This window comes from Mucilaginibacter myungsuensis (assembly GCF_015222005.1).
Taxonomy (GTDB): Bacteria; Bacteroidota; Bacteroidia; order Sphingobacteriales; family Sphingobacteriaceae; genus Mucilaginibacter; species Mucilaginibacter myungsuensis.
The window spans coordinates 309,004-323,008 of record NZ_JADFFL010000005.1 but is presented as its reverse complement, the minus strand read 5'-3'; the positions used below and the strand labels follow the sequence as shown (position 1 = coordinate 323,008).

Below are 14,005 nucleotides of genomic sequence, written 5' to 3'. Positions count from 1 at the left end.
ATTTTGCGGCATGTTATCATCAAACATCGATCCCGCTCCCACAAAGGGTAAATTATCTTTCGACAATACCGAGGTCGCCTTCAGGCACTCGTCAAATACCGATCTAAAACGGGCTTACTGGTTGTTCAGGGCCATTAATGTGAACTTCTTGGTAAAGGTAGGTCCACCGATGACCAATTTTGCCATGAACATCGGCCTGCCCATAAAAGGGTTGATCAAAGCCACCATCTTTAAGCAATTTTGCGGCGGCGAGACCATCAGCGAGTGCGATGGCACGATCAAGAACCTATCAAGCGGTAAAGTAGGGACGATATTAGATTACTCGGTAGAGGGCGAGGACGACGAACAAGTGTTTGATGAAACCCGCGACGAGATCATCCGTACCATCATCCGCGCAACCGGTGACCCCGCCGTACCGATCACCGTATTTAAAGTGACCGGTGTTGGCCGCTTTGGCCTGTTAGAAAAACTGGATGCCAAAGAAACCCTGACCGCCGACGAAGAACAGGAATGGCAAAAAGTGCAAGCCCGCGTAAAAGCTATTTGCGATAAAGCCTACAATGCCGGCGTACCGGTAATGATAGATGCCGAAGAAAGCTGGATCCAGGAAACCATCGATCTGTTAGCGCTGAATATGATGCGCGCTTACAACAAAGATAAGATCATCGTTTACAATACCTACCAACTGTACCGTCACGATAAGTTAGCCTCGCTAAAGGCCGACTACGCCATAGCCGAGCAAGAAGGTTTTATCCTTGGTGCTAAACTGGTGCGCGGCGCCTACATGGAAAAAGAACGCAAACGCGCGGCCGAGCGTGGTTACACCTCGCCGATCCAACCCAACAAAGCATCATCCGACCGTGATTATGACGACGCGGTACGTTTCTCTGTTCAGCATATCGATAAACTGGCCATTGTGGTAGGTACCCATAACGAGAACAGCTGCAAACTACTTGCCGACCTGCTTGACGAGCAAAAGATCCCGCATAACCACCCGCATGTGTACTGCTCGCAACTATTAGGCATGAGCGATAACCTGAGCTTTAACCTGGCCAACGCCGGTTATAACGTGGCTAAATACGTTCCATACGGTCCGGTGAAAGCGGTATTGCCGTACCTGTTCCGCCGTGCTCAGGAGAATACGGCTATTGCCGGGCAGATGAGTAGGGAGCTGGGGCTTATCATGAAGGAGAAGACGAGGAGAGGAGTGTAACACAAGTAATTTGCAATATATAGAAGCCGTCATTCTAAAGCTGAATGACGGCTTTTTTGTTTATTAGCAATTGGTTACTTTCTTTTTCAATGAGGTATCAACATTAAACAGCATGGAAGAACTAAAGACAACTGCAGTCCTCATCAGTGTAATACTGATCGCCTCACTCATTTACTGGATCTGGCCGAAAACAACTGAAGCACTTTCTTTCAAAGGATGTAAGGTGGAATATATTTTAGAGAACGATGGTTTAGACGACGATCTGGTCCGTACGGCGCACAATAAGTTAGCGCTATGCCTATGCAAGAAATATTTGGTTAAAAAGGACGAACAAGTAGCCCGACAGATAATGGATATCTACCAAAAATACGGTGGTCATTTTAATGATAGTTCAGGCACGTTGAGAAATATAGATAGCGTGGTGAAATATCGAAGTTCGCTTTTGGATACCTTGATCATGCGAGATTGAAATTCGTTTTGTTTAATGTGTTTATATACAATTACTTACAAATTCGTCAAAACACAACTCCTTGATATACAAAGTGTATACACCCATACACACACGCCCCGTATACACCTATACGGTTAAGCTTTTTGCTCTTTGCTTAATTTGCGCACGATCCATGGCAAGGTCAATCCCTGACCTAAGAGGGACAGCAGCACAACGGCGATGGTGATAAAGATGATCTCGTTACGGAGAGGGAAGGGTTGGCCGTTCTCTAAGTTAACGGGCAGACCGAAGGCTATAGCCAGCGATACGATACCCCGCATGCCCGACCAACTGATGATGAAACTGGTGCGCGAATCGAACAGTGCTTCCTCACTGATCTTGCGTTTGTTGTCACCCTGAAATGCCTTTTGCAGGTTGATCTGCTGCAGATACACCCTCACCATGCGGATGCCAAGGGCCGCCACGGTGATAATGGCCGCGTAACCAAGGTAGAGCAATTCTTTATCGGCCGGGATCTTTTTGAGTACCAGCGGATATTGCAGACCAATGAGCAGGAAGATCAACCCGTTGAGTAGGAAGATGATCACATCCCAAAAGTTGCGGGAGCGGGTCTTGATCGCGTCGGGGAATTTTTCGCGGCTCAGGCGCGACATGCCCAGTCCGAGAACCACCGCGGCTATCACGCCCGACACATGGAAATGCTCAGCCACTAAGTAGGTTACAAACGGCATCAGCAGCATTAAGCTAATGATGACCATATGGTCTGTCTTAAAAAACCTGAGCGCATAGGACAGCAACTTAGCCATCACAAAACCGACGAGGAAACCGCCGCCCAGCACAATGAGGAAATCGCCGGTGGCTTTCCAAAATACGAATGCCACACCCGTCACTGCCGCTACGGCAAAGCGGTAAGCCACCAGTGCCGACGCGTCGTTCACCAGGCTTTCGCCTTCTAAAATTGTGATCGTATTATGCGGCAGGCCCAAGCCTTTGGTAATGCCCATAGCGGCCACCGCGTCGGTAGCGGACAGTATCGCGCCTAACACAAACGATAGTGGCCAGGTCATCCCCGGTATAAGATAATGCGCAATAACGGCTATGCCGGCCGTTGTCATAAACACCAGACCAAAAGCCAGGGTGCCGATAGTATTGATATGCGTGCGGAACTCCTTAAACGAGATATTAAAAGCGGCATCATAAAGCAGGGGAGGCAAAAAGATCAGCATAATGATGTCGGGATCCAGCTCCATATCGGGCATGGCCGGCATAAAACCAATGCCAATACCGGCTACCAATAGCAGCACGGGCACGGGGATCTTGATCTTGCCTGCCAGGCCGGATACCCCGATCATTAGGGCCATGATCACTAATATCAGCGTGTAATTTTCCATGGGTTGCAGGCTAAGTTAACTCATCATAATGACAGATGCCGGTAATAATTAAATTTCCACCATTAAACTATAATGTCTACTAAATTAGTAGATAAAATATATATTTGTGCATCGGCCAGTCGTCGGGATAGGTAATTACTCGCGGCTTCGACACCTTTACTACGTTAAAAATACCATGGTATCTAAACTTAACTCGTCGGAGATAATCCACTTTTTGCTGATCCTGATCGCCATCCTGATACCGGCGCGGTTGTTAGGCGAGCTTTGCCGACGTTATAAATTACCCGCCATTACCGGCGAGATATTTGCCGGTATCCTGATCGGCCCGACGTTGCTGGGCTATTACTTTCCGGATCTGTTCCACGGGTTGTTCCTGGCATCACCTAAGGCTTATGGGGCGTTTGATGGTATTGCCAATATCGGTATCATCCTGCTGATGTTCATTGCCGGGTTCGAGGTTGATCTGAAACAGATCCGTGATAATGGTAAGCAGGCCCTGGCTATCAGTCTTACAGGGATCTTGTTTCCCTTCGCCATCGGTTTTGCTTGCGTATGGTTATTGTATCAAAGTCATTTTGCCGATGCGGGGGCTAACCGTTTCGTTACTTCGCTGTTCTTCGGGACGGCGCTATCCATCACCGCGCTATCTGTGATCACCAAAATATTGATCGACGTGGATATCCTGAAGACCCGCATTGGTAACATCGTATTAACGGCGGCCATGGTCGATGATTTTTTGGGATGGATATTGTTCTCCATCATCATTAAAATGATCAGCTCGGATGCCGAGGAGGCTTCGTTCTGGTCCGTGTTGCAGGTGATCTTGTTCGCTGCATTTATGCTTACAGGCGGCCGGTGGATCATTCACCGCTTGCTTGCTTTCGCGGGTAAGAATGGTAATATCGGCAAAGTATTTACGGTAGCGGTTTGCTTGTGCTTCGTCGGCGCAGTGCTGACGGAGTATCTGGGTGTGCGTGGTATTTTTGGGGCGTTTCTGGTCGGCGTGGCCGTGAGCGATTCTGAGTATTTTACGGCTAAGCATAAAGATATCCTGCACCAGTTTACCATCAATGTGCTGGCTCCGTTGTTCTTCGCCTCGGTAGGTTTGCGCTTAAATTTTATTGCCAATTTTAATTTAGAGATCGTGCTGCTCATCCTGGTGGTGGCTTGCCTGGCTAAGTTGGCGGGGGCAATGATCGGTGGTGCGATGAGCGGCATGAGCAAGAATGAATCTATCGCCGTTGCCTTTGGGATGAACGCCCGCGGATCGCAAGAGATCGTGCTGGGACTGATCGCCCTGCAAGCCAAGATCATTAATGAACCTGTTTTTGAAGGTTTGGTAGTGATGACGGTGGTCACCATGATCATATCCGGACCGATCATGAAATACTATTTTTTAAAGGAGCAGAAGAAAAATATCACTACAACCACCGCTACGCTCGGGACCGCCGCTTAATTATTACAGTGCGGTCAACTCTCTAACAAATTTCTATGCTATCACGAAAAGCTAAATACGCCATCAAAACACTCATCTTGCTGGGCAAGCAGGAGCAGGGCATAATGATATCGGCCTCCTATATTGCCGACTCCGAACGCATCCCCAAAAAGTCGTTGGAATCTATCCTATCCGACTTAAAGAATGCAGAGTTCATTTATAACCGTAAAGGTTTACAAGGCGGTTACCATTTGATACGGCCTCTTGATAAGATCTTTCTGGTAGACATCGTTCGGCTGATGGACGGCCCAATAGCCCAGGTAACCTGCGCCAGCGCCTATCACTACCGCCGCTGTGACGAATGCCCGATAGAAGAGACCTGCGCCATCCGTGACCTTTATACGGAGATACGCGCTGCCGACCTGCAGATCCTATCCCGTACCAGCATTGCCAGTATGATAGAGAAGGAACGGGAATTGGCCGAAGGGATATTGGGAGTAGCTTAGGTCCCGGCTCGTTCAACCATTTTCTATCACCGCGAGATCAGCGGATCGAACCAGCTTGCCCACGAGTTGTAGCTATGGCCTTCGGTACCTTCTGTTTTCAACTGCAGAAAGTTGATATTATGAATGTCGATATTAAAATAGGCACGCTGACCCACCCTTAAATTTGGCGAGGTGTAAAGCACCCGCCCATCGCCGATCACCGTAAACCTGGCCGAGCCTTGTTGATGCGCCTGATCCCGCAGACCCACAATGCCCGAGAATTGTTTCCACTTATAATTTAAACGGAATACATATGACGATGGCGAATGTGCCATTAAGCCCTTGCTGAACAATTTGTCCTGATTCTCTAAAAAGAAAGTGTATTCCGCCTCGGTAGAATAGTAGTTACGGGCAGGATCGGCCCAGCCCACTTTGCCCTCTTCCCATTTGGCGTCGGACAGGTACAGGCTATTTCCTGCAATAGTTTCGGGGTCGGCAGGCGGATCGGCTTTTAATATCCCCTCAATAATGTTAAGCTTTTGTTTGATCGGAGCCGTTGGTTCTTTTTTCGACAGGCGGGAATAAAAGTCTTTGATATCTAAAGGGCTTGCTCCTGGGATGTCTATCAGTTCGGCGCCATCAGCAGCAATTCTCAGTAGTTTATGCGCAACTTCCAGCGTTCCGTTAGGGAACATGAAAATGAAAGCCATCCGGTAAGTACCTACCGGCTTTTTGTTAAGCGTGATGTCGATAGCGCCGGCTGCGGAGATACGGTAGATAGAACTTTCATTAAAATATTCGTGCAGCGTGGTGGGATGCATCAATACAGAAAGCCCGTAGGGCAACACACCACCGCTTACGGTGGTCTTTAACTGTATGCTGCTATCCCGGTTATGCAGCTGCATATCACTCACATTAAGTGGTGTGTGGGTATTGATGTCCTTACGCGACTTTGTAAATACCGGGTGACTTGCCAACTGCAGCAAACCTGCTGCCGATATGTGGGCCGTTTGGCTGCCATCCCAAAGATAGTCGTTAAAATGGCGACTGCCGAACTGGCCCATGAGTGAAATGGTTGATGGTGTTAGCTCGGCCGGGTTACCAAAATCGTGTGGGAGACCTAACATGTGACCCATTTCGTGCGCTATGCCACCAATAAACCAGCTGTTGAACTCGGCCACCAGGCAGTCTTTTACATTGGCTTCCATAAAACGCATGCGGGTGGTTTTATCGGTCAGGTATTTGGCATCAAGCATTTCATTATCTGCAACAAAACATATCCCGCGCTCTGATGATCCTATGCCCCAGTAGGGCGAGTGGAGGATATGCACACCATCGTCCCGTTGGTAGCTTAGTCCGGCTAACACTACCACATGGTCGGTGTCGAAGTTTATCTTGCCATTGGCTTTCTTGCCTATCTCGGCTTGCATTGCCGCACCTGAATTACCGTCGTAATTCTTAGCGTCAAGGTCGCCCCTGATCACCGTGATCACGTATTTTTTGCCGACCTTTTCAAAATTTACACCGTCGGTTTTCATACCCGCTTGTTTAAACTCTTCTACAAAAAAGTCGTTCACGGCGGTCAGCGTGCGGTCAAGGCGTTCCTCCCAGTTGGGCAATGGATCCTGATCCCGCCCATGAAAGTACACCACTTTGACCACGTTGTTAGCTTTAGGTGCACTGGCATGATATTTTTTGATCAGCTTTTGGGCATCGGCAATAATGGCCTTGCCATAGGGCCTCAGTTGCGAGAAACCGGTCGATGGAAATGTGGCTAATAGAAGTAGGGTTATTGATACTGTGATAGATAAATAAGGTCTGCTCATAAGGTTTGTAAGTAGGACCCTAAGCTATAAAAGATCTTTAAAATACTTATCGATAGCGTGGAGAAAGTGACTTGAATAACGCTTTCGGTTAGACAAAAAATTAGAAAGCGACCACACATCCCGATCCATTTTTTAGCTTTGCACCATGGCAGACAGATTAGAAGCGCACCACGAGAACCGTATCTATTATTTTACCGTGACCGATAAAAAACCGGGCGAACTAAGCATATCCATGTATCAAACCCCCTATACTTTTTTAGAAAAAGATGGCGTTTGGGTGAACTCGCTCGGTAATAAAATGAATATGGTAACCCCGTTAATAGCGGCTGTGGTAGCTGCTGCAGTATAGATCAGAACAAGCTGGCCTGATCATCACCCTGATAGGTCCGGATCATCCCCAAAATGCTTGCACCGTAACGGTTTACCTTTTCGGTACCGACACCTTTAATACCGCTCAATGCTTTCAAGGTGGCCGGTAATTTGGCAGCTATGGCGGCAAGTGTTTGCTCGGTGAACAGCATGTTGGCCAATATGCCCTCGGTTTGCGCAGTGCGTTCGCGCCAGTTCATCATCAGATCAAACAATTCTTCGTTAGGTTTAGCGTTCAGCGCTTTAACAAATGAGTTTGGCAGCGCGATCTTTTTACGCATCAGATCCTGGTAAAGATCAATGCTGAACGGCTCACGGGTAAAGGTTTCCAGTACTTGTATCCGTTGCATAAGCCAGCGCAGCAATTCATCAGCCCGCCCGGCCATTTCCTTGGACTTGCCTACGTGATCACCAAGTCGCCCGTGCAAAATGATTATGGTCGCTTCCAGTTGTTGATGGAAATAGACCGCTGCTTTTTGGATGCGCTCGGGAGAGTAACCGGCTAACTGCATTTTTTCAGCTACGGCAAAAATGGTATCATCTATCTTTAACAGATGCTCAATTTTTTGCAAACGGATTTTCAGCCCACTAAAATTGAATAGTTCGCTCAGTGTAAATAAGCGGTATTGGTTTTGCGCCGCTTGCAGGGTGATGTTGTGGCTGTTGGCTTGCTCGTTAAAACGACGCACGGCCGGGTCGCCGATCACATTCTGTACGGCTACCGGTTTGCGCAACACCAAGCCTTCTAACGAGCGGCACCTGCTCAGCGCCACGTAAGCTTGCCCATGTGCGAAGGAGCCGCTTACATCAATAATGGCGCGGTCGAAGGTCAAGCCCTGGCTTTTATGTATGGTGATGGCCCAGGCCAGTTTCAATGGGATCTGTGCAAAACTACCGGCATTTTGCTCGCTGATATCGTCGCCCGCCAACTCGTATTTCAGGTTGGTCCACTCCAAAGCTTGCACATCCAGTTCGCGGCCATCGCCGGTGCTCACGGTTACCGTATCTGATGTCAGGTGGGTCACTGTGCCGATCTTGCCATTGTAGTAACGCTTCTCGGCCGATGAGTCATTTTTTACGAACATCACTTGCGCGCCCACCTTTAATTGCAGTTTACTATCGGTAGGGTAGGCATCCGTAGGGAACTCACCACGGATAAGCGCGTTATAAACCACCGCTTCTGCATCCAGTTCGCTTAGGCGGTTGGCGTTCAATTCTTGCACCAGTTTGTTGTGTGTGGTCAGGGTTATGTACGGTTCATCATCGCTTGGTGAAAAGTCGGGCTGGTAGCGGGCATTCAGGATACTTAGCAACTCCTCGGTCATGCGTTGTTCGCGCATGGCGTTCAATATATCCACAAAAACTGGGTCGGTTTGGCGGTAAACTTTCTCCAATTCTATGCGTACGTATTGCGTTCGTTGCAATACTTGGCTGCTAAAGAAATAAGGCGTGGTGTAATAGGGGCGAAGCAATGCCCATTCTTCGTCCCGAACAATAGGACTCAACTGCGCCAGATCGCCGATTAGCAATAATTGCACTCCACCAAAAGCGAATTTGGATCCGCGCAAATTCCTCAGGATGGTATCTAATTGGTCAAGTACATCAGGGCGCACCATGCTGATCTCGTCAATCACCAATAACTCTAAACCAATCAGCAAGTCGCGTTTCTCGGGATTATAATGTATCTCAGGACTATTGCCCGGCACCAATGGCCCGAACGGTAACTGGAACAAGGAATGTATGGTCATACCACCCGCGTTAATAGCGGCCACACCCGTTGGTGCAACAATGGCCATACGCTTTTTAGTGGTTTGGCGTACATGGCGTAAGAAGGTGGTCTTACCCGTTCCGGCTTTGCCGGTCAGGAAAATGAGGGTGTTGGTGGTATCGATGAATGCCTGTGCGAGTTCGGTCATTAGTTAATGTCCCCCGCTTTTACCTCGTCGTTCTCTTTGCGATACACCAACGGCTGTTTGCTTCCTTTATCGTCGAGTAAGAACCATTGCCCATTCTCTAATAACGCAGCATTGTGCTTACCGGCGTGTTGGTTAACATCAACACCGATCACTTTGCCATGGTAATAAACCGCGATATTTTTAGCCAGAATAGTATGCCCGACCAAAATAGTTTTAGCACTGAATAGCTGCAATGTACTATCCACAGCGGCCATGGTAGTTTTTGGTGCTGAAAAATAGCCACGGTACCAGAACAGACCCTGACCGCCCATCAGATCTTTCAAGCTATCGGGTAAGGACTTCATTGGTGTGGTGTAAAATGACCGCGCGGTATTATTGATCCGATTTAAAGACCAACCCATTTTATTGACCGCAGGCGAGACACCGCCATGCAACACCAGCACATCCCCTACTTTTTCGATAACGTTCTTAGTTCTTAACCAACGGCCCAATTCTGTATTGGCCGCGAATAGGTCGGCATAGCTCTCGCCCATCAGTTTAGCGTTAGCTTTGTATTCGGGAGCTACATAACGAAAGTCGCCTTGCAGGTTCATAATATCATGGTTGCCTAATATTACATGCACATTTCCTTCTGCTTCCAGTTTGTAAAGCAGCCATAAGTAAGGCAAAACCTCTTTACCGCGGTCGAATAGGTCGCCGGCAATGATCAGCTGGCCCTGGCCGTAGGTCCAACGGTATTTTTCGTCTATCACACCGTTGGCCAACAAAATGCTACGGAAGGCCGCGAATTCGCCCTCGATATCCGACAAGAATAACATTTTGGATGCCCCCTTCGAAACAGGCTTAGCGATAGACAAAGCAGACCTTAATTTTACTTTAAAAGTCCACTCCGGGTGGCTGGACACTTCTACCGCTATCTCTGATACTTTACCCAAGCTATCAGCATTAACCACCGCTCGTCCATCTTTCATCGAGAGCGACTTTTGTACAGTCCGCCCATTACGCACGAACACGTACGGGCCATCCGTCATTTGCGCGTATGCACCAATGGAGAGTAAATTTAAAAGGAACAGCAAGCGGATCTTCATACCGCCAAATTTATGATATAGGCGTCGGTAATAGCTTATTTATGATAAAAAGACAGCGATGGACTGAATATTCAATTTTAAGTTGGTGTTTAACAGCTATTAAGACAGCAAGGTTGATATTTTAATACTAAAGCTTTTGTAATTCGTTACAATTGCGTAACATTGCACCCGGAAATTAAACGCCGATAGCTGCGCCTATAGCTCAGTCGGTTAGAGTAGAAGACTCATAATCTTTTGGTCCCTGGTTCGAGCCCAGGTGGGCGCACAAAATGTGATTTTTTAAGATCACTCAACCCTCTAAATCGCTGATTTAGAGGGTTTTTTGTTTTATTCTGATCCTTTTCAGTCCTTACGAATGCACAGGGAAAAACACCAATCCGGCACCCTGAAATTAAATTTTAATTTTAGGCGCATTTATGGGTTAATGGACTGTAATACAGAAGTTTAAGTCTTTAAATTAAGATCAAAAAAGACTTAAATGTACTACAATTAAATTCTTTCCTGCGCCCTTTTTGCGCCCTGAAAAATGACGGTTTCAGGCGGTAATTAATCATTTATTCATTTAAAAACTGTTAAAAGATGAAAACATCGCAGTCATTTGGTGTGCATTTCACCATCAAAAAAGAAAAGGCAAAGGATGGCGTGACCAACGTTTACGTATCCGTAACAATTAACAAAGAGCGTATTCATTTTGCGCTGAAGCATTACGTCAAGGTCGACAACTGGGACAAAGGTCGTGGTGGTCTGAAAATCAAAGTTCCCGAAGCTAAAGAGACAAACGCTTATTTAGAACAGGTCAAATTCACGATCACTACCTACTACCAGCAACTGCAGATCGCCGGTAAGGAAGTTACGCCACAACTACTTAAGGCTATGTTCCTGGGTGAAGAAACTGAGCAAACCTATTCGCTCAGCAAATTGATGGACTACCATTACGAGACAGCCTCTGCCGCCCTCACCTGGAGTACACTTAAGCACTATGCTGTAACGCGCCGCTACCTGGAGAAATTCCTCAAAGAAAAGCGAAATACGTCGGATATCCGGATCAATGATATCGACTACAAGTTCATCATTGATTTTGAGACCTATTTGCGGAACCATAAGCCCAAAGATCATCAACGGCCAATGAATAACAACGGCGTGATGAAACACCTGATCCGCCTACGCAAGATGACGACCCTGGCACTGAAGCTGACCTGGATATCCCGTGACCCTTTCAAGAACTATAAGTTCAGATACAAAAAAGTAGAGACAGCCTTCCTCAATCAGAAAGAACTTGATTCCATCAAGGTAAAAGATTTTGCGATCGACCGGCTGAACATCGTCCGTGATCTCTTCGTTTTCAGTTGCTACACCGGGCTATCCTATGTGGATCTGATGAATTTGAAAGAGAACAATATCACGGCGGGTGAAGACGGAGCGAATTGGATCAAGTTATTCCGTCAAAAAAGCAACGAACCGACCAATATCCCTATCCTTCCCGTCGCCCAGCAAATTTTGGAGCGTTACCGTCACGGTGACCGTGCGGAGATAACCGGTACACTATTTCCCAATCTGTCTAATCAAAAGGTGAATAGTTACCTGAAAGAGATCGGCTTTATGAATGGGATAAAGAAGGTGCTCACATTTGGCGTCGCACGTCACACCTTTGCCACCACGGTGACCCTTTCCAACAATGTTCCGATCGAGACGGTAAGCAAGATGATGGGCCACACGAAGATCGCCACCACACAGATCTACGCCAGGGTACTCCTTAAAAAGATCGGTGATGATATGAGCATGCTTCGGGAAAAGCTGGAACCTGAATTCAATCAGCGCCCGGTCCGTAAGAGATCTTCAGATATTGTAAAAAAAGTCAAGTAAAGCTTTTGACCGGTCATGCGATCGGGCAAATCGTCTTTTGACCAATTTTAAAATAGTAGCAGGCGATCTCGCCAACTATTAAAAATCTATAACAATAAAAATACCATCATGGATCAGGATCAAATTATCATATATCAAGCAGTTGACGGTAGTTTAACTGTAAACGTCAAACTTCAAAACGACACCTTATGGTTATCTCTTCACCAATTAGCCGATCTTTTTGAAAGAGATAAATCCGTTATATCAAGGCACCTCAGTAATATTTTTAAGGAAGGCGAATTAATAAGGGATTCAGTTGTTGCAAAAAATGCAACAACTGCCAGTGATGGGAAAACTTATCTGGTCGATTACTTCAATCTCGATGCTGTAATCTCAGTTGGTTACCGCGTGAATTCCAAAAGAGGAACCCAATTTCGCATTTGGGCTAACCAGGTTCTAAAAGATTATCTGATCAAAGGATATACCCTAAACGAGCGAAAATTAAAAGAGCAGTCAGAGCAATTCAATTCGTTAAAGCAAGCCGTAAATCTGTTGGGCAATGTTCTTAAAAATAAAGAATTGACATCTGACGAAGCTAAGGGCCTATTAAAAGTAGTGACAGATTATAGCTACGCGCTCGAAATACTTGACAAATATGACCATCAGGAGCTTGTGCTCAAAGGTACTGATGACCATCAGCTTTTTGTTGCAACCTATGAAGAAGCTATGCAGGCTATCAACGATCTCAAAATCGTTTTTGGTGCCAGTAGTTTATTTGCTAATGAAAAAGACGATTCGTTCAAAGGTTCGATAGGTACCATATATCAATCATTCAGTGGAGTAGAGTTCTATCCGACAATAGAGGAAAAAGCGGCTAACCTCTTATATTTCGTTGTAAAAAATCATTCCTTTTCAGATGGGAACAAGCGCATAGCCGCTTATCTGTTTGTATGGTTCCTTGAAAAGAACTATCACCTCTATCGTCCTGATGGATCGAAGCGTATAGAAAATAATGCATTGGTGGCCCTCACATTGATGATCGCGGAAAGTAAACCGGAGGAAAAGGATATCATGGTGAAGGTCGTAGTAAACCTGATCAACGCTAATAATTAACGGAAGCAGAACCAACAGTTCCTGGAAAGCAAATCCTGCTACCCAGACACATTTTTAAATCAATCATCAAAATTAAAATCATGGCAACACCAGATAAATTAATAGAATTATTGACCGGAAAAGTATTCAAGGTGCGTGGTCAGGCGGTAGTGCTTGACTTTGATGCAGCCGCTTTATATGAAGTAAACATAGCCGTGCTGCATAAAACAGTTACCAGGCATTCACAACGATTTCCAGCCGACTTCATGTTTTGGCTTACTCAGGAAGAATGGAAGCAAGTTGCTGATGAAATATCGCCTGGACTTTCCGCAGTAAAAAAGCTACCTCCATTGGCATTTACAAACGGCGGGTTATTTATGCTTTCCAGTGTCCTGAAAGGCCCTCGGGCAGCTCAGGTCAGCGTGCTCATAATCGAACAACTTTTTTCTTATAAAAATATCATCTAAGGCCTTTCAACGGTGCGATCGGATGATCGCACCGCTTTAATTAAATCGATTATCAGAAAGTTCTCTTTTTGTGAACTTTTATTTAAATTTGCTTAAAGATGAAAATTCATCTCATTGAAAAACAAACGTTACTTGATTTCGCACTCCAATATCCAGGAAGCAGGATGCCGCTTGAGATTGGACGGAGAAGCTAAAATTTGCTGATTGGGATCAACCGCATCATATCAAACAAACATTCAGCGCTGCTGATCTTTTAGGAAAAAGCAGCGATCGGGTGATATTCGATATAGGCGGCAATAATTACAGGATGATCTGCAAATATGTTTTTGGAGCGGTGCACGTTCATTTATTTGTTTGTTGGATCGGCACCCATGCAGATTATGATAAGATCTGCAAAAAAGGATTACAGTACACCATTAATTTATATTGA

At 46.2% G+C, this 14,005-nt stretch carries 12 protein-coding genes, 1 tRNA gene and 1 pseudogene; 10 read left to right on the top strand and 4 right to left on the bottom strand.

Annotated elements, in window-relative coordinates:
- Positions 1-10: 10 nt before the first annotated feature.
- Positions 11-1,213: a proline dehydrogenase family protein gene (locus IRJ16_RS15125; protein WP_194112437.1), complete on the top strand. Its 1,203-nt coding sequence runs from the start codon at positions 11-13 to the stop codon at positions 1,211-1,213.
- A gap of 112 nt (positions 1,214-1,325) precedes the next feature.
- Positions 1,326-1,682, top strand: a complete 357-nt coding sequence (locus IRJ16_RS15120; RefSeq protein WP_194112436.1) for a hypothetical protein — start codon at positions 1,326-1,328, stop codon at positions 1,680-1,682.
- Between the two features lie 116 nt (positions 1,683-1,798).
- Here IRJ16_RS15120 and IRJ16_RS15115 read toward each other — a convergent pair whose 3' ends face one another.
- The gene (locus tag IRJ16_RS15115; protein ID WP_194112435.1) at positions 1,799-3,055 is read right to left on the bottom strand and encodes a Na+/H+ antiporter; all 1,257 of its coding nucleotides are present in this window, start codon (positions 3,053-3,055) and stop codon (positions 1,799-1,801) included.
- Between the two features lie 175 nt (positions 3,056-3,230).
- Here IRJ16_RS15115 and IRJ16_RS15110 point away from each other — a divergent pair, with 175 nt between their 5' ends.
- Together IRJ16_RS15110 and IRJ16_RS15105 are read left to right on the top strand one after the other, a co-directional pair.
- Positions 3,231-4,511, top strand: coding sequence for a cation:proton antiporter (locus IRJ16_RS15110; protein ID WP_194112434.1), 1,281 nt, complete (start codon positions 3,231-3,233; stop codon positions 4,509-4,511).
- 35 nt (positions 4,512-4,546) lie between these two features.
- Complete coding sequence (locus tag IRJ16_RS15105) at positions 4,547-4,996, top strand: RrF2 family transcriptional regulator (RefSeq protein ID WP_194112433.1); 450 nt, start codon at positions 4,547-4,549, stop codon at positions 4,994-4,996.
- A gap of 26 nt (positions 4,997-5,022) precedes the next feature.
- On the opposite strand, the gene IRJ16_RS15100 is transcribed toward IRJ16_RS15105, so the two are convergent.
- The gene (locus IRJ16_RS15100; protein WP_194112432.1) at positions 5,023-6,801 is read right to left on the bottom strand and encodes an NPCBM/NEW2 domain-containing protein; all 1,779 of its coding nucleotides are present in this window, start codon (positions 6,799-6,801) and stop codon (positions 5,023-5,025) included.
- 145 nt (positions 6,802-6,946) lie between these two features.
- Here IRJ16_RS15100 and IRJ16_RS15095 point away from each other — a divergent pair, with 145 nt between their 5' ends.
- A complete protein-coding gene (locus IRJ16_RS15095) occupies positions 6,947-7,150 on the top strand; it encodes a hypothetical protein (RefSeq protein ID WP_194112431.1) in 204 nt (67 codons plus the stop codon).
- Position 7,151: 1 nt separating this feature from the next.
- On the opposite strand, the gene IRJ16_RS15090 is transcribed toward IRJ16_RS15095, so the two are convergent.
- Both IRJ16_RS15090 and IRJ16_RS15085 read right to left on the bottom strand, forming a co-directional pair.
- Entirely contained in the window at positions 7,152-9,086 is a 1,935-nt protein-coding gene (locus IRJ16_RS15090) for an HRDC domain-containing protein (protein ID WP_194112430.1), read from the bottom strand.
- Positions 9,086-10,174: a metallophosphoesterase gene (locus IRJ16_RS15085; RefSeq protein ID WP_194112429.1), complete on the bottom strand. Its 1,089-nt coding sequence runs from the start codon at positions 10,172-10,174 to the stop codon at positions 9,086-9,088. Before IRJ16_RS15085 ends, IRJ16_RS15090 begins: the two co-directional genes overlap by 1 nt.
- Positions 10,175-10,365: 191 nt before the next feature.
- On the opposite strand from IRJ16_RS15085, the gene IRJ16_RS15080 reads away from it, so the two are divergent.
- The 5 genes and pseudogenes from IRJ16_RS15080 to IRJ16_RS23215 all read left to right on the top strand — a co-directional run.
- Positions 10,366-10,439, top strand: a tRNA-Ile gene (locus IRJ16_RS15080).
- Positions 10,440-10,753: 314 nt separating this feature from the next.
- On the top strand, positions 10,754-12,037 hold the full coding sequence (locus tag IRJ16_RS15075) for a site-specific integrase (RefSeq protein WP_194112428.1): 1,284 nt from the start codon (positions 10,754-10,756) through the stop codon (positions 12,035-12,037).
- 108 nt (positions 12,038-12,145) lie between these two features.
- Positions 12,146-13,129, top strand: coding sequence for a virulence protein RhuM/Fic/DOC family protein (gene rhuM / locus IRJ16_RS15070; RefSeq protein ID WP_194112427.1), 984 nt, complete (start codon positions 12,146-12,148; stop codon positions 13,127-13,129).
- Positions 13,130-13,209: 80 nt separating this feature from the next.
- Positions 13,210-13,575 (top strand): ORF6N domain-containing protein, encoded by a 366-nt coding sequence (locus tag IRJ16_RS15065; RefSeq protein WP_194112426.1) that lies wholly within the window; start codon positions 13,210-13,212, stop codon positions 13,573-13,575.
- A 187-nt stretch (positions 13,576-13,762) separates the two neighbouring features.
- Positions 13,763-14,005 (top strand): annotated as a pseudogene (locus tag IRJ16_RS23215) (type II toxin-antitoxin system HigB family toxin); the annotation flags it as partial.